Origin of the sequence: Mesorhizobium sp. M2A.F.Ca.ET.042.01.1.1 (assembly GCF_003997405.1) — a bacterium.
In the GTDB taxonomy this organism is placed as follows: domain Bacteria; phylum Pseudomonadota; class Alphaproteobacteria; order Rhizobiales; family Rhizobiaceae; genus Mesorhizobium.
This window is the reverse complement of the sequence record NZ_RZRX01000066.1, coordinates 1-25,899: the sequence shown is the minus strand read 5'-3', so window position 1 is coordinate 25,899 and position 25,899 is coordinate 1. Positions and strand designations below refer to the sequence as shown.

20 protein-coding genes and 5 pseudogenes are annotated in these 25,899 nt (G+C 58.7%); 21 read left to right on the top strand and 4 right to left on the bottom strand.

What is annotated here, in order from left to right:
- The 7 genes and pseudogenes from EOA23_RS12600 to EOA23_RS12575 form a co-directional block, all read left to right on the top strand.
- A pseudogene (locus EOA23_RS12600) lies at positions 1-132 on the top strand (IS481 family transposase); the annotation flags it as partial.
- Between the two features lie 265 nt (positions 133-397).
- Complete coding sequence (locus EOA23_RS12595) at positions 398-1,576, top strand: cytochrome P450 (RefSeq protein WP_164759124.1); 1,179 nt, start codon at positions 398-400, stop codon at positions 1,574-1,576.
- 29 nt (positions 1,577-1,605) lie between these two features.
- Positions 1,606-1,728, top strand: a pseudogene (locus EOA23_RS36445) (ferredoxin); the annotation flags it as partial.
- A gap of 138 nt (positions 1,729-1,866) precedes the next feature.
- Positions 1,867-2,454, top strand: a complete 588-nt coding sequence (locus tag EOA23_RS12590; RefSeq protein ID WP_126083656.1) for a nuclear transport factor 2 family protein — start codon at positions 1,867-1,869, stop codon at positions 2,452-2,454.
- 148 nt (positions 2,455-2,602) lie between these two features.
- Positions 2,603-4,204: an SDR family oxidoreductase gene (locus tag EOA23_RS12585; RefSeq protein ID WP_063169384.1), complete on the top strand. Its 1,602-nt coding sequence runs from the start codon at positions 2,603-2,605 to the stop codon at positions 4,202-4,204.
- 138 nt (positions 4,205-4,342) lie between these two features.
- Positions 4,343-5,395 carry an LLM class flavin-dependent oxidoreductase gene (locus EOA23_RS12580; RefSeq protein WP_024505249.1) on the top strand — a complete coding sequence of 351 codons (1,053 nt, stop codon included), beginning with the start codon at positions 4,343-4,345 and terminating at the stop codon, positions 5,393-5,395.
- Positions 5,382-6,008, top strand: a complete 627-nt coding sequence (locus EOA23_RS12575) for a nitrogen fixation protein NifQ (protein ID WP_029356557.1) — start codon at positions 5,382-5,384, stop codon at positions 6,006-6,008. The genes EOA23_RS12580 and EOA23_RS12575 overlap by 14 nt, the downstream gene beginning before the upstream one ends.
- Here the strand turns inward: EOA23_RS12575 and rpoN are convergent.
- Entirely contained in the window at positions 6,005-7,438 is a 1,434-nt protein-coding gene (gene rpoN, locus EOA23_RS12570) for an RNA polymerase factor sigma-54 (protein ID WP_126063822.1), read from the bottom strand. The two genes, EOA23_RS12575 and rpoN, sit on opposite strands and share 4 nt — an antisense overlap.
- Before the next feature lie 68 nt (positions 7,439-7,506).
- Positions 7,507-8,040: a peroxiredoxin gene (locus tag EOA23_RS12565; RefSeq protein ID WP_029356553.1), complete on the bottom strand. Its 534-nt coding sequence runs from the start codon at positions 8,038-8,040 to the stop codon at positions 7,507-7,509.
- A gap of 1,174 nt (positions 8,041-9,214) precedes the next feature.
- Here EOA23_RS12565 and EOA23_RS12560 point away from each other — a divergent pair.
- The 4 genes and pseudogenes from EOA23_RS12560 (at position 9,215) to EOA23_RS12545 (ending at position 14,054) form a co-directional block, all read left to right on the top strand.
- The gene (locus EOA23_RS12560; RefSeq protein ID WP_206437555.1) at positions 9,215-9,526 is read left to right on the top strand and encodes a hypothetical protein; all 312 of its coding nucleotides are present in this window, start codon (positions 9,215-9,217) and stop codon (positions 9,524-9,526) included.
- Positions 9,527-10,358: 832 nt separating this feature from the next.
- Positions 10,359-11,474 carry a histidinol-phosphate transaminase gene (hisC, locus tag EOA23_RS12555; RefSeq protein WP_126063823.1) on the top strand — a complete coding sequence of 372 codons (1,116 nt, stop codon included), beginning with the start codon at positions 10,359-10,361 and terminating at the stop codon, positions 11,472-11,474.
- A 94-nt stretch (positions 11,475-11,568) separates the two neighbouring features.
- On the top strand, positions 11,569-12,603 hold the full coding sequence (locus tag EOA23_RS12550) for an LLM class flavin-dependent oxidoreductase (RefSeq protein WP_095484287.1): 1,035 nt from the start codon (positions 11,569-11,571) through the stop codon (positions 12,601-12,603).
- Between the two features lie 244 nt (positions 12,604-12,847).
- Positions 12,848-14,054: pseudogene (locus EOA23_RS12545) on the top strand (IS3 family transposase).
- Between the two features lie 13 nt (positions 14,055-14,067).
- Here EOA23_RS12545 and EOA23_RS12540 read toward each other — a convergent pair.
- Positions 14,068-14,185 (bottom strand): annotated as a pseudogene (locus tag EOA23_RS12540) (transposase); the annotation flags it as partial.
- Positions 14,169-14,342, bottom strand: coding sequence for a hypothetical protein (locus EOA23_RS35670; protein WP_167512160.1), 174 nt, complete (start codon positions 14,340-14,342; stop codon positions 14,169-14,171). The pseudogene EOA23_RS12540 and the gene EOA23_RS35670, both read right to left, overlap by 17 nt.
- Positions 14,343-14,677: 335 nt before the next feature.
- Between EOA23_RS35670 and queC the strand changes: the two genes are divergently transcribed.
- From queC to nifN, 10 genes and pseudogenes are all read left to right on the top strand, one after another.
- Positions 14,678-15,376: a 7-cyano-7-deazaguanine synthase QueC gene (gene queC, locus EOA23_RS12535; protein ID WP_063170389.1), complete on the top strand. Its 699-nt coding sequence runs from the start codon at positions 14,678-14,680 to the stop codon at positions 15,374-15,376.
- Positions 15,376-15,732, top strand: a complete 357-nt coding sequence (gene queD / locus EOA23_RS12530) for a 6-carboxytetrahydropterin synthase QueD (protein ID WP_126063824.1) — start codon at positions 15,376-15,378, stop codon at positions 15,730-15,732. Before queC ends, queD begins: the two co-directional genes overlap by 1 nt.
- 5 nt (positions 15,733-15,737) lie before the next feature.
- On the top strand, positions 15,738-16,463 hold the full coding sequence (queE, locus tag EOA23_RS12525; RefSeq protein WP_164752747.1) for a 7-carboxy-7-deazaguanine synthase QueE: 726 nt from the start codon (positions 15,738-15,740) through the stop codon (positions 16,461-16,463).
- Between the two features lie 770 nt (positions 16,464-17,233).
- Positions 17,234-17,986: a carbonic anhydrase gene (locus EOA23_RS12520; RefSeq protein WP_126063825.1), complete on the top strand. Its 753-nt coding sequence runs from the start codon at positions 17,234-17,236 to the stop codon at positions 17,984-17,986.
- 160 nt (positions 17,987-18,146) lie between these two features.
- A pseudogene (locus EOA23_RS36440) lies at positions 18,147-18,343 on the top strand (7-carboxy-7-deazaguanine synthase QueE); the annotation flags it as partial.
- Positions 18,344-19,394: 1,051 nt separating this feature from the next.
- Entirely contained in the window at positions 19,395-20,288 is an 894-nt protein-coding gene (gene nifH / locus EOA23_RS12510) for a nitrogenase iron protein (RefSeq protein ID WP_024505261.1), read from the top strand.
- Between the two features lie 87 nt (positions 20,289-20,375).
- Complete coding sequence (gene nifD / locus EOA23_RS12505; protein WP_024505262.1) at positions 20,376-21,878, top strand: nitrogenase molybdenum-iron protein alpha chain; 1,503 nt, start codon at positions 20,376-20,378, stop codon at positions 21,876-21,878.
- Positions 21,879-22,007: 129 nt separating this feature from the next.
- Entirely contained in the window at positions 22,008-23,549 is a 1,542-nt protein-coding gene (gene nifK, locus EOA23_RS12500) for a nitrogenase molybdenum-iron protein subunit beta (RefSeq protein WP_126063826.1), read from the top strand.
- Between the two features lie 61 nt (positions 23,550-23,610).
- Entirely contained in the window at positions 23,611-25,086 is a 1,476-nt protein-coding gene (gene nifE / locus EOA23_RS12495) for a nitrogenase iron-molybdenum cofactor biosynthesis protein NifE (RefSeq protein WP_095489376.1), read from the top strand.
- Positions 25,087-25,094: 8 nt separating this feature from the next.
- Positions 25,095-25,899: nitrogenase iron-molybdenum cofactor biosynthesis protein NifN (gene nifN, locus EOA23_RS12490; protein ID WP_127304364.1), on the top strand; the 805-nt coding region annotated here is incomplete at its 3' end.

Here is a 25,899-nt window from a genome sequence, read left to right as displayed (position 1 = left end):
CACCGCGCCGCAGAGTTGCCGGTCTGGCTGCACAGATACAATTGGCACCGTCCCCACGGGAGCCTAAAGTCCAAAACACCTATCAGTCGCCTCGCTCTAACCGAGGACAACCTGTTGAGGCTCCACAGCTAGCGATCCCACCAGTTGAGTTGCTCCAAGTCGGTGTCTAGCTTTCTACATTCTGTGTCCGACGCTGGACAAGAATGTTGCAATCCCGACCAGCAAGTCAGCGCAGGCGCCACCTGTTGCCCAGCAAACGGCAAGGATTATCGAAAGACGAATTCGGCACGGAGCTTGCACCAACGATTGCATGCAAATGCCGACAGCATCTCATGAACGGTCTCTCGATTCTGGCGCGGTTAAATCGCGGCCGGTTCCAGATCATGTCCCGCCCGAAATGGTGAGGGACTTCAGCCTGTTTACGTCGCCCGGCATGTTGCCGACCGCTAACGGGGATCCGCATGCAGCGGTTGCTTGCGTTCATGCCGGGCCTCCGATCTTTTATTCAACCAGCAACACGCGCGACGGTCGGGGTACCTGGGTCATCACTCGCGCGAGCGACCAGCGCCGGGTGCTGCAGGACACCGAAACGTTTTCCAGCCATCGCAGCATCTTCGCCTCTGTGCTCGGCGAGAGCTGGCCGATGATCCCGCTTGAGCTCGATCCGCCATTCCACGGTGTTTTTCGCTCACTGCTCAATCCGCTGCTTTCGCCAAAGCGGGTAATGGCATTGGAGCCGGCTGTCCGGGAACGAGCGATCAAGCTGATCGACAGGATCGCCGCATCAGGCACGAGCTGCGACATCATGAAGGATTTTGCAGTTCCGTTCGCGGTCAATATCTTCCTTCGCTTTATTGGGCTTTCGGACAACGGACTAGAAACATTTGTCGGCTGGGCTAGAGATCTGCTCCACGGCGATAAGGAGCAACGACCACCCGCAGCCCGGACGATCGTGGCCTTCATCGACGAACTTGCCACCGAGCGCCGCAAGGAGCCGGTCGATGATTTCATGACCTTCATCGTGAAGGCAAAGGTCGAGGGTCGTCTGCTCAGTGACGAAGAAGTCCGTGGCATCGGCGTGCTTGTGTTCGTCGCGGGACTCGACACGGTCTCAGCAGCCATATGCTTCGACTTGGCCCATCTCGCGCGCAACCCCAAAGATCAGGAATTGCTACGAAGCGAACCGGACCGGATTGCCGTCGCTGCGGAAGAATTGCTGCGCGCCTATTCGACCATTCAGATGATCCGAGTGGCAACGAAGGATGTCGACTTCAAAGGCGCGCCGATCCGCAAGGGAGACTATGTTTCCTGTGCCACGATGATTGCCAATCGTGACCCGGCGGAATTCGAATGCCCGAATGAGATCGATCTGGCGCGCGAGGACAACCGGCACGCTGCCTTTGGCTATGGTCCCCATCGTTGTCTTGGCTCACACCTTGCCCGGCGGGAGATTGTCATTGGCCTGGAGGAGTGGCTGGCGCGCATCCCAGCCTTTCGGATCAAGACAGGGACTGAACCTATCACCTTCGGCGGCCATGTGTTCGGGATCGAGAATCTGATCCTGGACTGGTCCTGAAGTTTCAGCCAACGACATTGGAGTTCGCTATGCGTGTCGTCGTACATAAAGCCAGATGCCAGGGTCATGCGCGCTGCTGGGCGCGGGCGCCGAGAGTCTTCAAGCTTGATGACGCCGGCTACATCTTGCCCGGTGATATTGATGTTGCCGATGGGGAGCAACTGCTTGCCTCAAAAGGGGTACGAGCCTGCCCCGAACAAGCTCTGGAAGTTGACGAGCCCCCCGCTAACTCAGTTGTAGAGAGAGACACACGCAAAGTGCAGACTGGCATCGGGAAGGATAAAACAATCATACAATTCGCGACAGACCCTGTCGACCACGCGAAAATTACCGAACTGCGTGACCGAGAGGCGATCCGCAACTGCCTGTATCGGTACTGCCGCGGGATAGACCGCGCCGATGAGGCGGCGCTGCGTAGCGCATACTGGCCCGAAGCGTATGACAGGCACGGTCCCTATTGCGGACCGGCAGAGGACTTCATCCAATTTGCTCTCGGTCTGCCGGGGCACCGTAACATCCATCAAATCACGAACAGCCTGATCGACTTCATCAGTTCAGCAGAGGCCGCGGTCGAGAGCTATTTCACCGCGCTGCAACGCGGACCGGATACAGACCAAGAAATACGTCAGACGCTGCTTTGCGGCCGTTACTGCGATCTGTTTCAGAAGAGGCAGGACGAGTGGCGAATTGCGGAACGGACAGTCGTCTACGATTGGGTTGAGGAGCAAATCCCGCCAGCGATTCTTGAGGCAGATAGGTTCGGCCGGCGACAGCCGATTGGAGCACAACATCCAGACGATCCCATCTACCAGTTGCTCAAGGGTCACATCCCCACCGACCAAGATGGCGTCGAGGGTCCCCAACTGGGAGCTGCATAAGTGGGTAGAAATGGAGGATGAGCGCCCTACGGGAACGACATCTGTGTGGGGCCGCAACTGGCGGTCACTGCAACGATTTGGCTCGGCCCTTCATTCCGCCCAAGGTTGATGGGCTGAGATCACAAGCGGTCATCGTGGAGAAGCTCTCGTGAAACTGGCAGCACGCACCGTAATCATCACAGGCGCTGCGGGCGGGATCGGCCGTGCCCTGGTCGATATCCTTGCCGCGGACGGAGACACTGTAGTTGCGGTGGACCTTCCGGGCAGTGGTGTGGTTGAACTGGCTCGGGATCTCGGGTCGCCGCACGTCGGTCTGGAGTGCGATGTGTCGCGAGAGAAGGACATGCTCTCACTTTTCGGCCAGGTCGAAGCACGGTTCGCGCAAATCGATGTCCTCATCAACAATGCGGCGGTTGGACCCACGATGGATAGGATCATCGACACCGCTGTCGATACCTTCCGACGCGGCGTGACAGTGAACCTTATTGGGCCATTCGTTATGGCCCGGGAAGCGGCGCGGCGCATGAAGCCGGGCGGTGCGATCGTCAATGTGGCTTCGATGGCGGGCGTGGTCGGCAATCCCAGGCGCAACGCCTACGCAGCCTCGAAAGCTGGCGTGATCTCGTTGACAAAGTCCCTTGCATGCGAGTGGGCTATGCGAGGAATCCGCGTCACGGCGGTGGCGCCGGGCTCCGTCCGCACCCCAATGGTCACAGAACTGGCACGCGCTGGCAAAATGGACCTCGCGGCGATACGCCGCCGCGTGCCGATGGGGCGCTTGGCTCGCCCCGACGAGATCGCCAGGGTCGTGCGTTTTCTGAGCAGCACGCAGGCGCGCTACATCACCGGCTCGGTGCTGGCAGTCGACGGAGGCTGGATGTCATTCAACCAGCCGGGGGATGCTCACCCGCCGGTGGATGGTGCGCTCCAAGCCGAGCTCTCCTGTCCGGCCGAATGCACAGATGCGCGAATCGTGCTCGTCACCGGTGGCGCAAAAAGCATTGGCGCGGCCGTCGCTCGCCGCTTTGCCGCGAACGGCGACACCGTCGTGATTGCTGATAAAGATGGCACTGCAGCGGCAGAGCTGGCTACATCGCTCCCCGGCAAGCATCTGGCGAAATCGCTGGACGTGGCCGTCGAGAGCGATGTGGTGTCGATGTTCGAAGAACTGAGGGGACGCTTCGGGTATATCGATGTTCTGGTCAATAGTGCTGATACCGCCGACAGGATTGTGCCTGCGATCGAGCAACTGTCGAAACAGCTCGAACACGTCCTGGATGTCAACCTTACCGGCGCCTTCACCTGCGCGCGCGAAGCGATCAAGGCTATGCGCCCGGGCGGCGTGATCCTCAATCTCGGGTCGATCGACAGCTTTCTGCCGTTCGCGCCGCGCCATGCCTACGGCGCCTCCAAGGCGGGGATGGATATGCTGACCCGTTGCATGGCGGCCGAACTCGGGCCGGTCGGAATTCGGACAGCCACCGTCGCTCCTGGCCACATCCGCACGCCCGCACTTGCTCAGTTGGCCAAAGCCGGCCGCATCGACCTGACAGCAATCGGACGACGCATCCCCATGGGCAGGATGGGACGGCCAGAAGACGTCGCAGATGCATCGTTCTTCCTTGCTTCGTCTGACGCCTCATACATCAACGGCTCGATCCTCTACGTGGACGGCGGCTGGACCTCGTTCGGTGATGCGGGAAACGCCAGCGAACTCTATGACGAATGTTTTGCGGAGGCCGCAGGTTAATTGCCAGGCCTTCGCAGGGCGACCGGCCGAGCATTATGAAGCCTCGGCTCCACGACGCACCTGAGGTGCTTGAGATCCAAGCATGTGCATGCCGAGCACATTCCCGGTCGGCTGACGTGTCTATAACGAGGAGAAATCATGGAATTTGCCACTTTCATTCTGGCCGCCCAGCGTGGCTATCACCAATCCTCAGAAAGCGTCATCCGCAACTCCATCGAACAGGCCGTCGCTTCGGAGCAGGCTGGGTTCAACACCGCGTGGTTTGCTGAGCACCACTTCAACAATTACAGCCTCATACCATCCCCGCTGATGATGGTGGCGCACTGCGCCGGCTTGACAAGCACGATTCGCCTGGGCACTGCCGTCTGCGTGCTGCCGCTTTACCAACCGCAGCGCCTGCTGTCCGAGATCGGCTTCGCCGACATCGTTGCGAACGGCCGTCTCGAGCTCGGCGTAGGCTTGGGATACCAGCAGTTCGAGTTCGAACGGTTCGGCGTGGACATCGATGAGGCGCCGGCCGTCTTTTCGGAATACCTGGACATCATTCTCAAGGGCCTCAACCAAAACGTCTTCGAACACGACGGCCAGTATGAGAAGATCCCCCCAACAGCGATTTCGGTCCGCACAGTCCAGCAGCCGACGCCGCCTATCTGGATCGCTGGCGGAGCCGCACGGATGGCTCGGGCCTACCGCGAGGGGCACAATTTTTTTGTCACAGCCTTCCACGACGGCTTAGAGACTTTGACCACACTGCGTGAATCAGTCGAGAGGGCGGCGGCATCCGAGGAAAAGAACGTCACCGACGTCAAGATATCGCTGCTGCGCTGCTGCTATGCCAGCCACGACGAGTTGGAGATCAACAGCTATCTCGACAATGCCCGCTTCCAGCGCCGGCTTTCTGAAGCCCTGCATCAGCGCCGCCAACAGAGCCACGATGGCTACCTGCTGCAGGAGACACCGACCCAGCAGGATCTGTCCTTCGAGACCATGCGCAAAAATTTGCCGATTGGCAGCGTAAATCGCGTGATTGATCGCCTGCTGGAAGAGATCGATATCTTGAAACCGGACCAGATCGCAGTTCAGACTCAATTGGGCGACTTCGACCAAAAGACGATGCTGCGCCAGATCGAGCTCTGGGGCGACAAGATCATCCCTGCGGTCAACAAGGCGCTTTGTCATGCCGGAAGCTGAAGCCGGCCGTTACGATGATGGCTGCCTATCCAGCGCGCAATGGCGTGGGTCCGAGCTAGGGAGGAGCTTCGATCAGCATGTGCTGCCCTGCGTACATTCACGTTCGCTTGAGGAGGTCCAGGCGGGCGAGGTGTTGGCGACGGAGGGGACAGGCCTTTCGTCTGTCGAATTGCGTGATGTCTTGGCCGCAACTTTCCCGTCTACCTCCAGCAGCGTATTCGCTTTGGAGGAGTTGAGCGAGCCCGAGCCGGAACTGGAAGAGGAGCTGCTACGCCGGCTGCTGCTAGCGCATGCTGCGCCGGCCGACCCGGCGAGCGGCCGCTTGGCCAAGATCATCGCCCGGCGTGCGATGCGCACGGACCATCTTTGGCGGGATCTTGGCCTCTCAAATCGCGCTGAGCTCAGCCGCCTGCTTGCCAGACATTTTCCCGCGCTGGCGGCAGGCAACACAGAAAACATGAAATGGAAAAAGTACTTTTACCGCAAGCTGTGTGAGGCCGAAGGCTTTTCGTCATGCACTGCACCCAGTTGTCGGGAATGCCAGGACTTCGAAAGCTGCTTCGGCCCGGAGGAAGTTGAGAGTCGCCTCTCGCCGACCAGGAATGCCGGTTAGTCACTTCGCTTGATCGCAGCTGCGGACAAACGCTTATCGCGGCGCCGTAGTATGGAGGAAGGGATGTTCATCGCCTCGCGATATTTGGTGACGGTACGGCGAGCGACATTGATGCCGGTCTGCTTGAGCTGAGCAACGATGTCTTCGTCGGAAAGTACCTTGTCGAGCGATTCTTCGGCGATGATTGCCTTGATCCGATGGCGGACAGATTTGGCGGAGTGCGCGTCGCCGCCCTCGCAGGATGCGATTGTCGCTGTGAAAAAATACTTCAGCTCGAACACCCCGCGCGGAGTTAACATGTACCTGTTCGAAGCCACCCGGCTTACCGTCGACTGGTGCATTTTGATCCCGTCAGCGACATTTTTGAGACAGAGAGGCCGCAGATGGGCGACGCCGTGTGTAAAAAAGGCATCCTGCTGGCGCACGATTTCGGTCGCAACCTTAAGGATCGTCTTAGCGCGCTGCTCGAGGCAGCTGATCAGCCAGTTCCCTTTTTCCTGGCAATGGTCGAGAAACGCTTTGCCTTCCGGATTTTGATTGGTCAGCTGCGAGATTTCGGCGACATAGGTGTGGTTGATCAACACTTTGGGCAGCGTGGCCGGATCAAGCTCCACCCGCCATCCACCTTCGGACTTGGGCATTACCCAGACGTCCGGTACGATGGTTTCCGGCGTCCCGGACTGGAACCGGTCTCCAGGCTTGGGATCGAGCGCGCGGATTTCGTTCCTCATGTCGAGGAGATCCTCCTCGTCGACTCCGCAACGCTGCTTCAATCCCTGAAAATCCCCCCGTGCAAGCATCTCGAGATTGGCGACCAAAGCTGCCATAGCCGGGTCGAACCGGTCTTGCTGGCGCAGCTGAATCTCCAGGCATTCGCTGAGAGTTCGCGCAAAAATCCCCGGCGGATCAAATTGCTGCAAGATTCCGATGACCCGTTCCACATCAGCTTGCCGAACGTTTAACCTCCTGGCCAGATCGAAAAGGTTTACCTGAAGATAGCCAGTGTCCTCCAGATGGGCGGCGAGCTGTCCGGCAATCAGCCGCTCCTGGGGGGTGAACGGGGTGAGGGCGACCTGGCGGGCGACATGGTCGTGCAATGTTTCGGTGTGGGCGGTAAACTCCTCGACGGCAGGTCGATCGTTGCCGCTACTGCGTTGCGACTTCCATTGCCCGCGCCCGCCAGACGGCCCGCCAATGGGCGATTCGCCGATTTCGCTTCTGCTTTGACTGCTCCGCTGATCCACCCCTGACAGCGGCGAATCGTCGTCAAACGGGTCAGGCTTCAAAACGGGGTTCCTCTCGAGTGCCTGCTGCACGAGCTGATGGAGTTCAGTATGCGTCAATCGCAGCAAGCGAATAGCTTCAATGGCTTGAGGCGATAAGACCATACGTTGCTTCTGGCGTTGAAGCAGGCTTGCTGAGAGATGCATGTTGAACCGTAATCTGCCGAGGATGCTCTAGTGTGTGCTTGGGTTGTGTGAGACTTGCCACTTCTGGGTCATGCCGCCGCCTTCAGTTTGTCGAGAACGTTTTGCGGGGATGAAACGCCATAGGGGTCCGTCTCGCAGTTGTCACAGAAGCCTTCCTCCTCGAACCACTGCTCCACCACGCCATCGTCGATCAGAGCGGCGTATCGCCAGGAGCGCATGCCAAAGCCCAGATTGTCCTTCGCGACCAGCATGCCCATTTTGCGCGTGAACTCGCCCGACCCGTCTGGGATCAGCTCGATCTTCTGCAGCCCCAAGGACTTTCCCCACGCATTCATGACGAAAGCATCGTTGACCGAGACGCAGTAGATCGCGTCAATTCGCAGTTCCAGAAATTGATCATAGAGTTTTTCGAAATCGGGCAGTTGGAAGGTCGAGCAGGTCGGGGTGAAGGCGCCAGGCAGCGAGAACAGGATGACGCGCTTGCCCCCGAAATAATCGTCGGAGGTCTTGTTCTCCCACCGATAAGGATTTGGCCCCCCGATCGACTCATCGCGAACACGCGTGCGAAAGGTCACGAGAGGAACGTTCTTTCTGTCGGTCATTGATTTGCTCCCAGGCCAAAGTGGTACGGTGCATTTTTCGGTTAAACTGAAGCGGCATCGACTTCGGTCGACAGTTCCGGCAGCCTCGCGCCTTGGCGTGGTTGCCTCGGACCGGTCTTGTGCAAGACCGCCCCCGAGCAGGCACGTTTAAAGGCGACGAGCTTCCGCGGAGACGGGGAATTTCGCTCGCGTGCTTTATCGAGCTTTGAGAGGTAGGCATGGTCTGCAACCGTGATTTTGACTGCGTTCTATCGACCGAGTCGCAAGCGCCATGCCAATTGACCCGATGCCTTGGGTTCACTTCGGTTTTTGCAGCAACTTTCGTGTTGTGCAGTAATGCCGGTCGATATTATTGCTCAAGCAGCACTGGAAATTGGGTGCGACTCCGTTCGGCAAACCCGGCCTTTGTCCGAAGCCGGACACGAATGTCGGAAATAGCCAAACGCCAGGATCTGGGGCGGGTTAAGAAACGTTGCCGTGGGCACCGGCTTCAGCACAATTGCGCCACGCGAGCATGGCTCCCAGCGTCAATGCCGTGCAGCAGCGAGACGAAGTCACTGCAGAATATCAACCTCTGCGAAGTCGTTGAAACCCAGCATGTGCGAGCCGTTCGAGGCGCAGATCAAGGCATGCTCGAGGAAGAGCTCGTGCTCTCGGCAGCAAGTGTTGCGACGTCTGACAAGGATCGTCGCGCTTCAAGGAAAAGAACCTGAATGGTGCACGGCTTGTGAAGGCCGGCGCATGGAAATGGCTGGGCTGATCATCCTCCATGAGGGTTGAATGAAGAGCTGGCCCCTATCTCCCTCAGCTGCAACGGGGGGAGGTAGGGCATGTCCGTCTATCGCGCTGGGTAACATTCCTCGGTGAGGCAATAAGGGGGAGCAATTTCTCATTTCGGCAGACACGACCCAGCTCTCCTTTCATGCGCTGATTCCCCCAAGGGAAATCGCGACTCCAGGCTTCCTATGCAGCGAATCGCGGTGCTGTCCGATGTCCGACAATGTCGGATGCGGATCGTAGCTGGGCTAGATCCGTCACTTTGCCTCGATGGTTTCCCACTGGCCTTATATCTGCTTCGCCCCAAATGCGGCGACATAACCTGTGCGGCATCTGTGAATGGATCGACTTCAATCGAGACCTCGGAGGTCCCGATGCGCGAAGGGAGCTTGCCGATATGACGGCCACCATAGCGAACCACGGTCCGGACGACGAGGGGACTTGGATCGGCGGGCCTGCGGCGCTGGGACACCACCGCCTGGCAATCATCGATATCCAGGGCGGCCGTCAGCCGAGGATGCTCCAGGAGGATGGCCGACCTGACTTGGTGCTCGTCTACACGGGTGAGACTTACAACTACCGCGAGCTGCGTCAACAGCTGGCCGGCCTAGTCCATCGCATGAACACGAGCAGTGACACCGAGGTGGTGCTGCACCGCCCCCGCGAGTGGGGCTCTTCGGCGGGTACACTTTTTTCACGAAATCCGTGAATGTTTCTCGCGACATCATCCCGCAATCGGTGGTGCAGCGGGTGAAGAGCCCGTATCCGGCTATCCAGAATGCCGCCTACGACAAAATACTACGTACGCGGTTCACTGCGATGCTGGACGACCTAGTGCCGGCAGTGGCACCGCTGTTGTCCGTCGACAGGTCCCGCGCTTGCTCGGTGCGACCAACAACCTTAAGCGCTAGGGCGTAACCTGACCCTGCAAGATCTCCTCACCGACTATAAGGTGCGCCTCACGATCTGAGACGATGGGACAGGATGGCTAAGGAGGTGCGCCGTCTTGCATGCCCCGCCACCGAGGCGAACCCTCTTGGCTACGCGCGCCACAGCGACGCTCCATATCGTCAGGCCTGCGTCTCATGCTCAGATGAGCCGGTATTTGGCTCTCTCATCAGCAAACCGAGAGAGCCCATGCCAAGACGGAAGCAAGCAAGACGAACGAGCGTCAGAGATATCCTGCGCCTGACCCATAAACAGGGCAGTCCGGTGGGCCAGGTGGCAGAGCAACTGAGGTTCGGCAAGACTTCGGCTTCCACCTATCTGCGGGCGCTGGAGACGGGCTGTCGTGCAGGCCCTGCATGCGGCTTTGAGGACGATGCGATGTTGAAACACCGTCTGTTGCGCCGAATCGGCCGTCGGCCACACGTTGGGTCGTCATCAGGTTCTCGACAGCTTGCCGGTGTCAAATCCAAACCGTGGTCGGCGATCCCCACCAGGGTGGGAAGGCAGCGCTGATATAGCCGAACGTCGATCAAGTCACGATCAACTATTGCCTCATGTCACATGCCCTGCGGGACTGAAAAACGGAGAAGAACATGTGCGATGCAAAACTGAAGACCGTGCTTTCGCTTTTTTCGCCGGTGGCCAGCAAATTAGATGCTCTCTCGTCCAACGGACCAGCGACGGATGCAAATTGCGTTAAGCTAAATACGAACGAGAACCCGTTTCCGTTGCCGAAGAGCGTAATGCAAAGTGCAATTGCTGCGATCGAACACCAGTATCTTTATCCGGAAGACGACAATCTCAGCTTAAGGGCAGCTGCCTCCGATGCTTACGGATTTTCCAAAGATCAGGTGATTGCCGGCAACGGTTCGTCGGAGCTGCTCGGACTCATCTACAGAGCTTTCCTCGCCCCAGGAGATAGAGTGGCGATGCTGTCGCCCGGATTTTCGTTCAACCGTAAACTTGCCATGTTGCAGGGTGCCGAGTTTCTCGAAATCGCATCGAGCGAAGCTCATCCCCTGCCGATAGAAAAACTGCTGTCCGGCCCCGCAAAAGACGCGAAGTTCATTCTGTTGGCTAATCCGAACAATCCGACCGGAACATTCGTGCCGGTGGCCGAAATCGAACGCCTTGTGGAGCAAGCAGATCGCTTGGTCGTCTTGGATGAGGCCTACGTTGACTTCGCACCCGACAATGCCCTGCGCCTCGTCAATAGACATCCGAATCTTTTGATCTTGAGGACTTTTTCAAAGAGCTATGCTGCTGCTGGCGTGCGAGTCGGCTTCGGTTTCGGTCACCCAGAAATCATTGGCAGGCTGCGCAACATCCAGAATGTCTTCAACATGAACGTGATCGGGCAGGCGGTCGGGAAAAGCATTCTTGCGCATCGCCACGCCTACGAAGAGAACCACAGGCACATCAAGCATGAACGACAGCGAGTGACCCTGGCGCTGTTGCAACTTGGCTTTTCCGTAACACCCTCCCACGCAAACTTTTTGCTGGCCCGTGTGCCGGCGGGACAGGAGGGCTCATGCTGGCAAGCCGCGTTGAAAGAGCAGGCGATCCTCATCGCCAGCTTTCCTGACGTAGATTTGAAGAACTGTATTCGCGTCAGCATTGGCACCACAGAGCAGATGGACAAATTCCTTGCTGCCGCCAAACGCGTCTGTATGAGCTTTAAGAAGAATCGCGGTGTGCACAAGCATTAAGTCAATTCACATTAAGCGCCAAGTAATAGGTGCTGATATGTCGCCAGCTATGATGATTAGCGAATAAATAATAGGTAATTTGGAGAACAATTAATTGAAGAAAATTTCCGCTTCGGGCCTGACCTTCGGCATCTTCGATCATCTGGACGAAAACGGCGATGACATCGCACAACAATATGCAGATCGGCTGAGCCTAGCAGAAGCGTGCGATGGCTATGGCTTTTATGCGTATCATCTCGCCGAGCACCACTGTACGCCGCATGGCAGAGGTCCATCACCGAATTTGTTCTTAGCGAGCGTCGCCCAGCGAACCCGCAGTCTTCGTGTTGGTCCCATGGTAATGCTACTTGCGCTCTATCATCCGCTGCGTGCCTTCGAGGAGATCTGCATGCTTGATCAGTTGAGCGGCGGCAGGCTTGAACTCGGCATAGGGCGCGGCTCTGCTCCCACTGAATTGGGATACTTCGGGGTTGCTGTAGAAGCAGCACCAGAACAGTATGCGGAGGCCAGTGAGATTCTCATCAATGCGATGAAAGGCGGGACGCTTTCTTATCAGGGCCGCCACTTTGAGTTGAAAGATGTTCCGCTGACGTTGAGACCTCACCAATATCCCCATCCGCCGACATGGATCGCCACCAATCGACCCGAGCCGGCTAGCTGGGCCGCTGCGAATGGGGCAAACATCGCCTGCGTCGGACCTTCCACTTCTGTTCGCAGCGTTACCGACGCGTTCCGCGCCGCCCGAATTCACGATGCTGACATTGGCCAGCAAGCGCCATTTCTTGGATTGCTCCGAATGGTGGTGATAGGGCGTTCTGAAACAGATGCGTATTTGCTCGCAGCACCTGCCTATGAACGATGGCTCAATAGCTTCAAATTTCTATACGAACTAAATGCCATTTCCACTCCACCAAACTTGCCTTTGAACTTCGATGCAGCAATTGAAAGTGAATTGTGCGTCGTGGGAACGGCAGATTCTGTCCGAAAAGCTCTCCTTGATCAGCTGGAAGAGGCAGGTGCTAATTATCTTCTGTGTCAACTGGCATTTGGGGATTTGCCGCTGGATGCCTCACTATACACCGCATCGGCCATTCGATCCGAAATCATGGCTCGAGTTGCCGCATCGTGAATCCGTCGTGTGATTGGAGGAGCAGCGGCAGCGCTGCTCCTCATTGCGAAACGGTTGTGGGGGCCGGACTCCTGTCAGGTGTAAACCATTGGAGCACGTCCTATCTGATCCAGGTCATATCCTGCGGCTTTGAAGTAGTTGGCACATTCGGCTGGGGTGAAGAGGTCGACGACCGCGCCGAGGCCTTGCCCCTCTGATCTAATCCGGTTTGAAGTTCGTTCTGGCCCATCCAGAGGATCAGGACATGAAACGCAGCCGCTTCTCTGAAGAGCAGATCATCGGAATTTTGAAGAAACACGAGGCCGGGGTATCGGTTGGCGATCTGTGCCGCAAGCACGGGGTCAGCGACGCCTCGATCTACAATTGGAAGGCCCGCTTCGGCGGGATGGATGTCACCGAGGCTCGGCGACCTGAAGGGCTGGAGGACGAGAACACGCGCCTGAAGCGGCTTCTGGCCGACGCCATGCTCGACAATGCCGCGTTGAAGGACCTTGTGGGAAAGAAATGGTGACGCCCGCCGCCAAGCGGAAAGCTGTCGCTCGCCTGAAGGAAGGCTTCGGGATGAGCAAACGGCGGGCGTGTAAAGCCATCGGCTGTTGCCGCATGACGGTTCGCTACCAGACCAGCAGGCCGGACGACCGGGAGGTTCGCGAGCGGATGAAGGCGATCGCGCAGGAGCGTCGCCGGTTCGGCTACCGGCGTCTTCTCGTGATGCTGAGGCGGGAGGGCCTGGTCGTGAACCACAAGAAGCTGTTCCGGCTCTATCGGGAGGAGAAGCTCGCCGTTCGCCGCCGTGGCGGCCGCAAGCGGGCGATCGGGACCAGGGCGCCAATGCTGGTGCCGCTGAGGCCCGACGAGTGCTGGTCGCTCGACTTCGTATCGGACCAGCTCACCGACGGGCGCCGCTTCCGCATCCTGGCCGTCGTCGACGACTGCACGAGACAGTGCCTGGCACTCATCGTTGATACGTCTCTCTCGGGCATGCGGGTTGCCCGCGAATTGGACCGGCTCATCACTAGCGCGGCCGGCCCAGGATGATCGTCAGCGACAATGGCAGCGAGTTCACCTCGAACGCCATCCTCTCCTGGGCGGATCAGAACCGCGTCGAATGGCATTACATTGCGCCCGGCAAGCCGATGCAGAATGGCTTCATCGAGAGCTTCAACGGCCGACTGCGCGATGAACTGCTCAACGAGACGCTGTTCACCTCGCTGGCTCAGGCGCGCGTAGCCATCGCCCTGTGGCACGCCGACTACAACACCGCGCGGCCGCACTCCCAAATCGCCTGGCAGACCCCGGCCAAGTTCGCCAGCACCTTCAATCCGCGACGGTCGCTCGCGCTGCGCTATGCCAAAGGCTCCGCGCCAGCGCCCGTCGCTTCACCCGCCCAGCAGGGCACAACCCACGCCGGAAACGAACTCAAAACTGCTGGGGCAACGTCAGTCCCATAGAGCCTTGATGGTCGGCCTTTGCTCGCAGCAGCGCCTTAGGTTGGGCGAAGGCGTTCTCAATCGGATTGAAGTCGGGACTGTAGGGCGGCAGGTAGAGCAGGCTCGCCTGCGGCCTCAATCGCGCCGCGCAGGGTTCTCCAGGCGGATGTCGCCAATGTCAAATTTGCTGGCATCCATGTCGCCCTCGCTTTCTGGTTCGAGATCGGAAAATCGCCGAATAATCAGCACATCAACCTGCGCCTGAAGGAGCTCACTGCCACTTTCGGCTGGCGGGGTGTGCCGCCCCACAATTAGAATGTCAATTGTCGTGCCAACCGCACAAGCGAAGGCCAGAAAGCCAACATGTGTTCTGCGGCTTAATTAAGAGTCAGCCGATGTCGGCCGAACATCACCTTGTCTCGAAGTCGACGATCCGACAGCAGATTGCGAAAGTTGGCGCGATGCGAAACAAACTGCTGAAGCGCTCAACTTTTATTGATCACGCGTGTTGGACGCGACGCACTCCCGTTCCAATCGGGCTGAGCGCAAATTCTCCCGGTTCACAAAACTGAGTCGCTGGAGTAGTGGGGGCGCAGAGAAATCTCCGGTCGCAGCCTTACCCGGTCAAAACAAGGATACCAATGATGAAGACTCTCGCCGTCTGCTCTGGCGGATTGGACTCCGTTTCCCTTGCTCACATGGTGGCAGCGGAGCACGAACTCACCGGCCTTCTATCTTTCGACTATGGCCAACGGCACAGGAAGGAATTGGGCTTCGCCGCTCTTTGCGCGCAGCGACTGAAGGTCCCGCACCAGATCATCGACATCGGCGAAATTGGCCGTGGCCTTTCCGGCTCAGCGCTGACTAGCAGTATCGACGTGCCGGACGGCCACTACGCCGAAGACACGATGAAGATTACGGTGGTGCCGAACCGCAATGCCATCATGTTGGCAATCGCCTTCGGTCTCGCCGCCGCCCACAGCGCCGAAGCGGTGGCGGCGGCCGTGCATGGTGGGGACCATTTCATCTATCCCGATTGCCGTCCGGCCTTCATTGAAGCTTTCCAGACAATGCAAGACCGCGCGCTCGACGGCTATGCGCAGATACGCCTCTATGCACCGTATGTGAATCTCGGAAAAGCTGACATTGTTGCGGATGGCGCAAGATACGGCACCCCGTTTGCTGAGACCTGGTCCTGTTACAAGGGCGGCGTGCGTCACTGCGGACGATGCGGGACCTGCGTCGAGCGGCGCGAAGCGTTCCATCTCGCCGGGCACGCTGATCCCACCGACTACGAGGACGCCGATTTCTGGCTTGAGGCGCTGCGCAGGAGGCGCGCGTAATGTTCCACATCACCAAGGAATTCCACTTCTCGGCCTCGCATCAGCTCACCTCCTTGCCTCCCAACCATCAATGCGCGCGCCTGCACGGGCATAACTATGTCGTCGTAGTGGAGCTGTCGGCCAAGGAACTGGACGCCCACGGCTTCGTGCGCGACTATCACGATCTGGCGCCGCTCAAACGCTACATTGACGAGAGCTTCGACCATCGGCACCTCAACGACGTGCTGGGACATGAGAAGGTCACGGCGGAATGCCTGGCCAGACATTTCTATGAATGGTGCAAGGCACGTCTGCCGCAGACCGCGGCCGTGCGCGTTAGCGAAACACCGAAAACTTGGGCGGAATACCGTCCGTGACCGACATGCATCCCGCAATCCGTGTGAGCGAGATATTCGGGCCGACTATCCAGGGCGAGGGCGTGCTCATCGGCTTGCCGACGGTGTTCATCAGAACCGGCGGATGTGATTATCGCTGTTCATGGTGCGACAGCCTTCACGCGGTGGACAATCAGTATCGCCATGAATGGCTACCGATGCCGATCGATGCCGTGTGGCAAACCGTCCATGCGCTTTCCGGCGGCAGGCCGGTTATGGTCTCCTTGTCAGGCGGCAACCCGGCCATTCAGCCGTTCGGTCCCCTCATAGAACGCGGCCATCGCGAGGGCTATCGTTTTGCACTGGAAACGCAGGGTTCCGTGGTGAGGGAGTGGTTTGCGGATCTTGACGTGCTGACCCTTAGCCCAAAGCCGCCGTCCAGCGAGATGACCACCCGTTGGGCTGCGTTTGATGCATGCCTCGAAGCGGCGCAAGAGAAGCCGCAAATCGTGCTCAAGCTCGTCGTTTTCGACGAGAGTGACTATGCCTACGCCAAAGAAGTCGCGGCGAGATATCCGCACCTTCCGATCTATCTGCAACCCGGCAATCACACGCCGCCGCGCCCTGGCAGTGAAGACGCCTCTGTCGACTTGGACGGAATAATGATGCGAATGGAATGGCTTGTCGAAAGGGTGACTAGCGACAGGTGGTTCGAAGCCCGCGTGTTGCCGCAGCTGCACGTTCTGCTTTGGGGTAACAAGAGGGCGGTCTAGTCTGCGGCTTGCGTCGCACCGGAAGGCCGGGCTCCAACGGCTTGGCAGGCTCTCTTCGCGTGCCGAGTACAGCCGAGCTTTGTTCGCGTCAGCGGTCTCGCGATTGTGCGGCTGGAAACCGCCCGGACACCCCGCTGCCGGCGTGTGTCACCTTGACTCCGATGAGCTGTCGTCACGCAAAGTTGAAATCCGCAAGAACTGGCCTTCTCGCCCCACCTGCTCCGTCGCAAGCACGTCATCCCCTCATCCTTGTCCAGCTCTTATCGATGTATCTCATTGTCCGGCCTGACGCACGACTGTCAGCATGGGAATGCATCCATTGCGCAAATGCCTTCCATAAAGAAGATCGATTTCCTCACTGGCCCAACGTGAAATATAGCAACGTTTTCGTGGCGTGGGTCGGCTGCGTCGGGAGTAGCGATGAAAACGTATTAGGGTCGCCTGCGTCTCCTTGGGCAGCGAGTGTAAAGTATAGCGATGCGGCCTCCGGCGCGAACGGCAGCCGCGCAGTGATCACCTTCGCCTGTGCCTTTGCGGCGGGGGTCAAGCGCTGGTCTGCTCAAATTTTTTATCGTTTAGCTGGTTGAAACTGCTCCCGTTGCGGGCTGCAGAAGCCGGCCAGCCGAGAAACGGCAGCCGCACTTATGAAAGCACGCCAAGGCATGCGGGCATCTATCAGTTGCAAAGGACAATACTGGCCGCGCCGATTGGCCATCACGCGTCCATTAGGGCAGCCACCAACATCAGTTCGCAAGAGGAGCAAAAGTAATATGTATCGTCGTCACCTGATCAAAGGGTTGGTTGCGCTCGGCGCATGCCGGATTTGCGTTCAAGCCGCCCAAGCGACCAGTGCCCATTGGGGGTACACCGGTCCGGTCGGACCGGAGCACTGGGCTGATCTGGATAAGGAAAATTTCGTATGCTCTGCCGGCACGCAGCAATCGCCGATCAATATCAACAGCGCGGTCAAGGCGGATATCCCGCATATCGCCATCGGCTGGCACAAGGGCGGCGGCAATATGGTGAACAACGGCCACACCATTCAAATCAATATGCCACAAGGCAGCACGCTGACCCGCAGCGATCGTGTCTACGAACTGGTACAGTTCCATTTCCATGCGCCAAGCGAACATCACGTGGCGGGCAAGAGCTTCCCGATGGAGGTGCATTTCGTTCACAAGGACACGCAAAGTGGTACTCTGGGCGTGCTGGGCGTCTTTTTAACGCCCGGCGCGACAAATGCCAGCTTTGCTGCCCTTGCTGCGGCCTTTCCCGAACTGCCGAATGGGGAGGTGACGATCGACGAGGTGAATCCCAACTGGCTTCTGCCAGCCTCGCTTGGCTATTGGACTTATGAGGGCTCACTGACGACGCCGCCGTGCACCGAAAACGTCGAGTGGATGGTGGCGATGGAACCGGTTGACGTTGATCCGGCAGACATCCAGCGATTTGCCTCCCTCTACCCGTCGAACGCGCGCCCTATTCATTCACCCAATCGACGCTTCATCCTGCGCCAGAGTTGAGCGCCGCCCCAGCGGTTCCGCACGGTCCAACATTCTTGGCACAAGTTGGCGCGAAGCCTCCTCTTCCGGTCTGGCGGTCTGACGGCGCTCCCCAAGCTGGCTAGTCTAAATGATAGGGATTCGGTGCCGACACCACTCGTCCCAAAGACGTCGCGGCGAGGTTTGTCTGCAACCCGGCAATCACACGCCGCCCCGCCGTGGTAATGAAGACGTCTCTGTCGAGTCCGACGGAATATGATGCGCATGGAATCGCTGGTAGAAAAGGTGACCAGCGACAGGTGGTTCGAAGCCCGCGTCTTGCCGCAGCTGCACGTTCTACTCTGGGGTAACAAGAGGGTGGTGTATACCTTCTCCTAGCTTCGCCGCCAACTACTCGGTTTTCCGAATTGCTCTCTATATTCTTGAAGACGATGCGTTCGTTAAAGACATGTGCTGCGCACCTGGTGTAAAAGCTGCTCTCATCATGCAGAGGTCAAGCCAGTCGGGCTCATCCGAGGCTATGGCCGTGAGCACTGTTCAGTTCGGCAGAGAGGGCGCTTTTGTACACACTTTGCGATCGTGGCGGCCCCGTGGGCAGATCTGCAAGCTGCCGCGACACTAACCTCTCGAAGCCCGCCCGCCCGCCTGTTGATGCGTGTCTCCCAGTAAGATTCCTGTCCAAGAACGTGATAATCTTCTTGCCAGTGTTGTAGCTGATGTTGCCCTTGATGCCGCAGCCTACCGCGGCGGGACCAAACTCAATGGCAAGCAGGCCGGCTAGGATCGTGCAGCCAGTCGCGAGCCTCGCCCACAACGGGGTCTCACGCGCATGAGGGCGCCGACCATGGGTTCGGCGGTTCGTACGCGTATAACACGTATCTTTCTGAAAAAATCAATGCTCTCGGCTAAGCTACTGAATTATTTGGCTTCCATATAGCGCGTCGGCGGAACCAACTTGTAGACGGGCTATGAAAGGTTAAGCGCGGATGTCTATCGGCCGCCGGCGTTCCCGCTCTGTAAGCCTGCCTGAACTACCCGCGCCGCGGTCAAGCCCCAGGCTCCTGCTCATCCAGCGACCGCCCGATCAATGGCAGGCTGGAAAGACAAGAGCCGATGTCTTCCGATGGTCTCGCCATCAGCTTTGGGCTAACTTCCCCATTCTCCCGCTTCGAGCTCGACACACGGCGGTTTGGATGGCGCACGACAATCTGTGTCGGCTTTGTCGTGTCCGTGACAGACGCCTGAAAGGCCCGTTCGCGCGTTTTGCCGCCGTCTAAGCGGCTGGAATTTAATGACAAAGTTTTTTCTGGGATCGGCCGATCACGCTGGTACGCTTTTTGCGATGCTTGGTGTGAGGCGGCACGAGCTGCCTATCGGCACTTGTGTCGCGGGCAGTCGCGATGATTAGAACGAAGGAAGGAAAGCTATTATGTCAGGTCTGCGTCAGATCGCCTTTTACGGAAAAGGCGGCATCGGCAAGTCCACCACGTCCCAAAATACGCTCGCTGCCCTTGTCGACCTCGGGCAGAGAATCCTCATCGTAGGATGCGACCCCAAAGCCGATTCCACACGCTTGATCCTGAATTCGAAAGCTCAGGATACCGTCCTGGATCTCGCCGCACAGGAAGGTTCGGTGGAAGACCTCGAACTCCAGGACGTGCTCAAGGTGGGCTACAGAGGCATCAAGTGCGTGGAGTCCGGCGGCCCCGAGCCGGGTGTCGGTTGCGCCGGCCGCGGCGTCATCACCTCGATCAATTTCCTCGAGGAGAATGGCGCTTATGACGATGTCGATTATGTCTCCTATGACGTCCTCGGCGACGTGGTATGCGGCGGCTTCGCCATGCCGATCCGCGAAGGCAAGGCCCAGGAGATCTATATCGTCATGTCCGGCGAGATGATGGCGCTCTATGCCGCCAACAACATCGCCAAGGGCATCCTCAAATATGCCCATTCGGGCGGTGTGCGGCTGGGCGGGCTGATCTGCAATGAACGTCAAACCGACCGCGAACTCGATCTGGCCGAAGCACTGGCTGGCCGATTGAATTCCAAGCTCATCCACTTCGTGCCCCGCGACAACATCGTCCAACATGCCGAACTCAGGAAGATGTCGGTGATCCAGTACGCGCCGGACTCAAAGCAGGCAGGGGAATACCGCGCTCTGGCCGAGAAGATCCACGCCAATTCGGGCCAGGGTACGATCCCGACGCCGATCACCATGGAGGAGCTGGAGGAGATGCTGCTCGACTTCGGCATCATGAAGACCGACGAGCAGATGCTTGCCGAGCTTCACTCCAAGGAAGCGGCGAAGGCGGCGGCCCAGTAGTGACATTAGCGCTGCCATGAATCGGCGCGCCTTGCAGAGAACGGCGCCTATTCTTTGAGGCGTCACCCAACCTTGAAAGGGGGACTCATGAGCCGGGAATACGAGAATGACGGTGCTCTTCATGCGAAGCTTATCGAAGAGGTGCTGTCGCATTATCCCGACAAGGCGGCGAAGCGCCGCAAGAAGCACCTCAACGTCGCAAAGAGCGGCAACGAGGCTGGCGGGGAAAGCGAGGTCCTTTCCGAATGCGACGTCAAATCGAACATCAAGTCCATTCCCGGGGTGATGACGATTCGCGGCTGTGCATATGCTGGTTCGAAAGGCGTGGTGTGGGGGCCAGTCAAGGATATGGTCCATATCTCGCACGGCCCGGTCGGCTGCGGCCAATATTCTTGGTCGCAGCGCCGCAACTACTACGTCGGTACAACGGGCGTCGACACGTTCGGGACAATGCAGTTCACCTCCGATTTCCAGGAGAAGGACATCGTCTTCGGCGGCGACAAGAAGCTGGAACAGATCATTGACGAGATTGAAGTCTTGTTTCCGCTCAACAACGGCATCACCGTGCAGTCCGAATGCCCTATCGGCCTGATTGGCGATGACACCGAGGCCGTTTCTCGCAAAAAGACCAAGGAGTATGACAAGACGATCGTGCCGGTACGCTGCGAGGGCTTCCGCGGCGTCTCGCAGTCGCTTGGCCACCACATCGCCAATGATGCAATCCGGGATTGGGTCTTCGACAAAAAGGATGTCAAGTTCGAGGCCGGCCCCTACGACGTCAACGTCATCGGCGACTACAATATCGGCGGCGATGCCTGGGCCTCGCGCATACTGCTTGAGGAGATAGGGCTGCGCGTGGTTGGCAACTGGTCGGGTGACGCCACACTCGCAGAGATCGAGCGCGCCCCGAAGGCTAAGCTCAATCTTATCCACTGCTACCGGTCGATGAATTACATCTGTCGGCATATGGAGGAAAAGTATGGCGTCGCCTGGATGGAGTACAATTTCTTCGGTCCCTCCCAGATCGAAGCCTCTCTGCGCAACATAGCCAAGCATTTTGGGCCGGAAATCGAGGAGAAGACCGAAAAGGTCATTGCCAAGTACAGGCCGCTTGTTGATGCGGTCATCGCCAAGTACCTGTCGCGCCTGGAAGGAAATACCGTGATGCTCTATGTGGGCGGCCTGCGCCCCCGCCACGTCGTCACGGCCTACGAGGACCTCGGCATGGTCATCGTGGGCACCGGCTATGAATTCGCCCACAGCGACGACTATCAGCGCACCGGCCACTACGTGAAGAACGGCACGCTGATCTACGATGACGTGACCGGCTATGAGTTGGAGAAATTCATCGAAGGGATTCGCCCAAATCTGGTCGGCTCGGGAATCAAAGAAAAATACCCGGTGCAGAAGATGGGCATACCGTTCCGCCAGATGCATTCCTGGGATTATTCAGGCCCGTATCACGGCTACGATGGCTTTGCCATTTTCGCACGTGATGTGGATCTCGCCATTAACAACCCGGTCTGGGACCTATTCCACGCGCCTTGGAAAAGAAGCCGGGGCGATGAGCGGGCGATGGCTGCCGAATAAACATTTGCTTCAGCCCCAGTCTCCCACTGAGACGGTGAACTCCCGCGGCCTCTGATCCGCCGGAGCCTGGAACGTCTTGACGTCCTGAGCTGCCGTCCCGCGCAGCCAGATGCAAAAGAGGTAATCATCATGCCGCAGTCGGCTGAAAAAATTCTCGATCACGCTCCCCTGTTCCGCGAGCCGGAATACAGAAAGATGCTCGCTGAGAAGAAGCTAAACTTCGAATGTCCGCACCCCGATGAAATCATTTCCGATCAGCGCGATTTCACCCAGACGTGGGAATACCGCGAAAAGAACCTCGCCCGCAAAGCGCTTGTCGTGAACCCGGCCAAGGCCTGCCAGCCGCTGGGTGCGGTATTCGCTGCCGCCGGCTTCGAGCGAACCATGTCCTTCGTCCACGGCAGCCAAGGTTGCGTCGCCTATTACCGCTCGCACCTGTCGCGCCATTTCAAGGAGCCTGCCGCGGCGGTCTCCTCCTCAATGACCGAGGATGCGGCGGTGTTTGGCGGCCTGAAGAACATGGTCGACGGGCTCGCCAACACCTACCAGCTCTACGACCCCAAGATGATTGCCGTGTCGACGACCTGTATGGCAGAGGTCATTGGCGACGACCTGCACAGCTTCATCCAGAACGCCAAGGACGAAGATTCAGTCCCGCGCGACTTCGACGTGCCCTTTGCCCACACCCCGGCCTTCGTTGGCAGTCATGTCGACGGCTATGACAACATGGTCAAAGGCATTTTGGAGCACTTCTGGAAAGGTCAGGAGCGTACGCAAATCGAAGGAACCATCAACATCATTCCGGGCTTCGACGGCTTCTGCGTCGGCAACAACCGGGAGCTCAAGCGCCTGCTCGATGTAATGGGCGTGTCCTATACATTGATCCAGGATGCCTCTGACCAGTTCGATACGCCTTCGGACGGTGAATACCGCATGTATGACGGGGGCACGAAGATCAACGAGGTGAAGAAGGCCCTCAACGCCGAGGCAACGCTTTCGCTGCAGCATCACAACACCCGAAAGACACTGGGCTATTGCGAGGAGGTCGGGCAGGCGACGGCCTCGTTCCACTATCCGCTCGGCGTTCAGGCGACGGACGAATTCCTGATGGAGGTCGCGGCGATTTCCGGCAAGGAGATTCCCGAGGCAATTCGCCTCGAGCGCGGCCGACTGGTAGACGCCATGGCGGACAGCCAATCCTGGTTGCATGGTAAGAAATACGCCATCTACGGTGATCCCGACTTCGTTCACGCAATGGCCCGCTTTGTCATGGAGACCGGCGGCGAGCCAACCCATTGCCTCGCCACCAATGGCACCTCGGCATGGGAAGCCGATTTGAAGAAGCTGCTAGCATCCTCGCCTTTCGGCAAGGCTGCCCAGGTTTGGGCGGGCAAGGACCTGTGGGCGCTGCGCTCACTGCTCTTTACCGAGCCGGTGGACCTTTTGATCGGCAATTCCTACGGCAAGTACCTGGAGCGCGACACCGGAACACCGCTGATCCGGCTGATGTTTCCGATCTTCGATCGGCACCATCATCACCGCTTTGCGCTCTTTGGCTACCAGGGAGCGTTGCGCGTGCTGACGACGATCCTCGACAAGATCTTCGACAAACTCGATCGCGAGACGAGCGAGACGGGTGTGACGGATTATTCCTATGACCTCACGCGCTAAGAGCCGTGGCCGGCTTTTCGCCGAGGCCATTCCTTGCCCAATGGACTGGGGAGGCTGAGCAATGTCCTCCCTCAGCGCCAAAATCAAGGACGCCTTCGATGAGCCCGCCTGCGATAAGAACCGTGGCAAAGATGCCAAGGCGCGCAAGGAGGGCTGCTCGAAGTCGCTGACACCAGGGGCGGCAGCCGGCGGCTGCGCCTTTGACGGAGCCAAGATCGTCCTGCAGCCGATCACCGACGTTGCGCATCTGGTCCATGCGCCGCTCGCCTGCGAGGGCAATTCTTGGGACAACCGTGGTGCGGTTTCGTCAGGGCCGACCTTGTGGCGGACAAGCTTCACGACCGACCTCACCGAACTCGACCTTGTGATGGGGCAGGGCGAGCGGAAACTCTTCAAGGCGATCCGCGAGATCAAGCACACATACGCGCCGCCGGCGATCTTCGTCTACTCGACTTGCGTAACGGCGCTGATCGGTGACGACATCGAGGCCGTGTGCAAACGCGCCACGGAAAAGTTCGGTTTGGCCGTGGTGCCGATCAATGCGCCTGGCCTGGCAGGCTCCAAGAACCTCGGCAATAAGCTCGCCGCCGAGGCGTTGCTCGATCATGTCATCGGCACGGTCGAACCCGACGACCCCGGACCCTACGACATCAACATCCTTGGCGAATTCAACCTCTCGGGCGAATTCTGGCTTGTAAAGCCGCTCCTCGATCGGCTCGGGATCCGGGTGCGCGCCTGCATTCCCGGCGATGCGCGTTACCGCGACATTGCTTCCGCGCACCGCGCCCGGGCGGCAATGATGGTGTGCTCGACCGCGCTGATCAGTCTTGCCCGCAAGATGGAGGAGCGCTGGGACATCCCGTTCTTCGAGGGCTCCTTCTATGGCATCTCCGACACATCGCAAGCTCTTCGAAACCTTGTCAGGCTGCTGGTGAGGAAGGGCGCCGATCCGGAGATCCTCGAGCGCACAGAGACGCTGATCGCGCAGCAGGAGGCGATCGCGTGGAAGAAACTCGAATCCTACCGGCAAAGGCTCCAAGGCAAGCGCGTGCTGCTCAACACAGGCGGTGTGAAGTCCTGGTCGGTTGTCCATGCGCTGATGGAGATCGGAATCGAGATCGTCGGCACCTCGATCAAGAAATCTACGGTGCAGGACAAGGAGCGCATCAAACAAGTTCTCAAGCACGACAAGCACATGTTCGAATCCATGGCTGCGAGCGAGCTGTACGCCATGCTCTCTGAACACAGGGCCGATATCATGCTGTCGGGCGGTCGCACGCAATTCATTGCGCTCAAGGCCAAGACGCCCTGGCTCGATATCAACCAGGAGCGCCAGCATCCTTATGCCGGCTATGACGGCATGGTGGAACTCGTACGCCAGATCGACCTCGCCATTCACAATCCGATCTGGTCTCAGGTGCGCCAGCCGGCCCCGTGGGATTGCCAGCCTGAGCTGATAGGCGAATTGCCGTGCACGAGGAACGAGACCGCGTACCTGTTTGATGAATTCGCCTGCGCGACGGCACACGAGTGTTGAGGCGACCGATGGCCCGCATCCTTCCCCAGAGCAAATCGGCGGCAGTCAACCCGCTGAAGTCGTCGCAGCCGCTGGGTGCCGCCTTTGCCTTTCTTGGCGTCGACGGTGCGATGCCGCTGTTCCACGGCAGCCAAGGCTGCACAAGCTTTGCGCTCGTTCTCTTCGTGCGGCACTTCAAAGAAGCGATTCCCTTGCAGACTACGGCGATGGATGAGGTGGCGACCATCCTCGGCGCAGCCGACCATCTGGAAGAGGCGATCCTCAACCTCAAGAACCGCACGAAGCCAACGCTGATCGGGGTGTGCACGACCGCGCTGGTGGAGACGCGTGGCGAAGATTGCGCGGGTGATATTGCCAACATCATGCGGAAGCACACGCAACAGCTTGCGGGTACGGAGGTCGTGCTGGCCAACACGCCGGATTTTGACGGCGCGATCGAAGAGGGCTGGGCCAAGGCAGTCACCGCAATGATCGAAGGGATTACGCGCTCGGGCGAACGGGCGCGGCACCCGAAGAAGATCGCAATCCTGCCCGGATGCAACCTCTCTATCGCCGACATCGAGCATATGCGGGACATGGTTGAAAGCTTTGGGCTCAAGCCGGTTATTCTGCCCGACATTTCAGGCTCGCTCGACGGTACGGTTCCTGACCGCTGGGTAGCGACCACATACGGCGGCACCAGCGTCGAAGACATTCGCGAGTTGGGCACGGCCATGCAATGCATCGCCATCGGTGAGCACATGCGCCGCCCGGCGAAAGCGCTGCACGGGTTGACCGGCGTGCCTTACGTGTTGTTCCAGTCACTGACTGGGC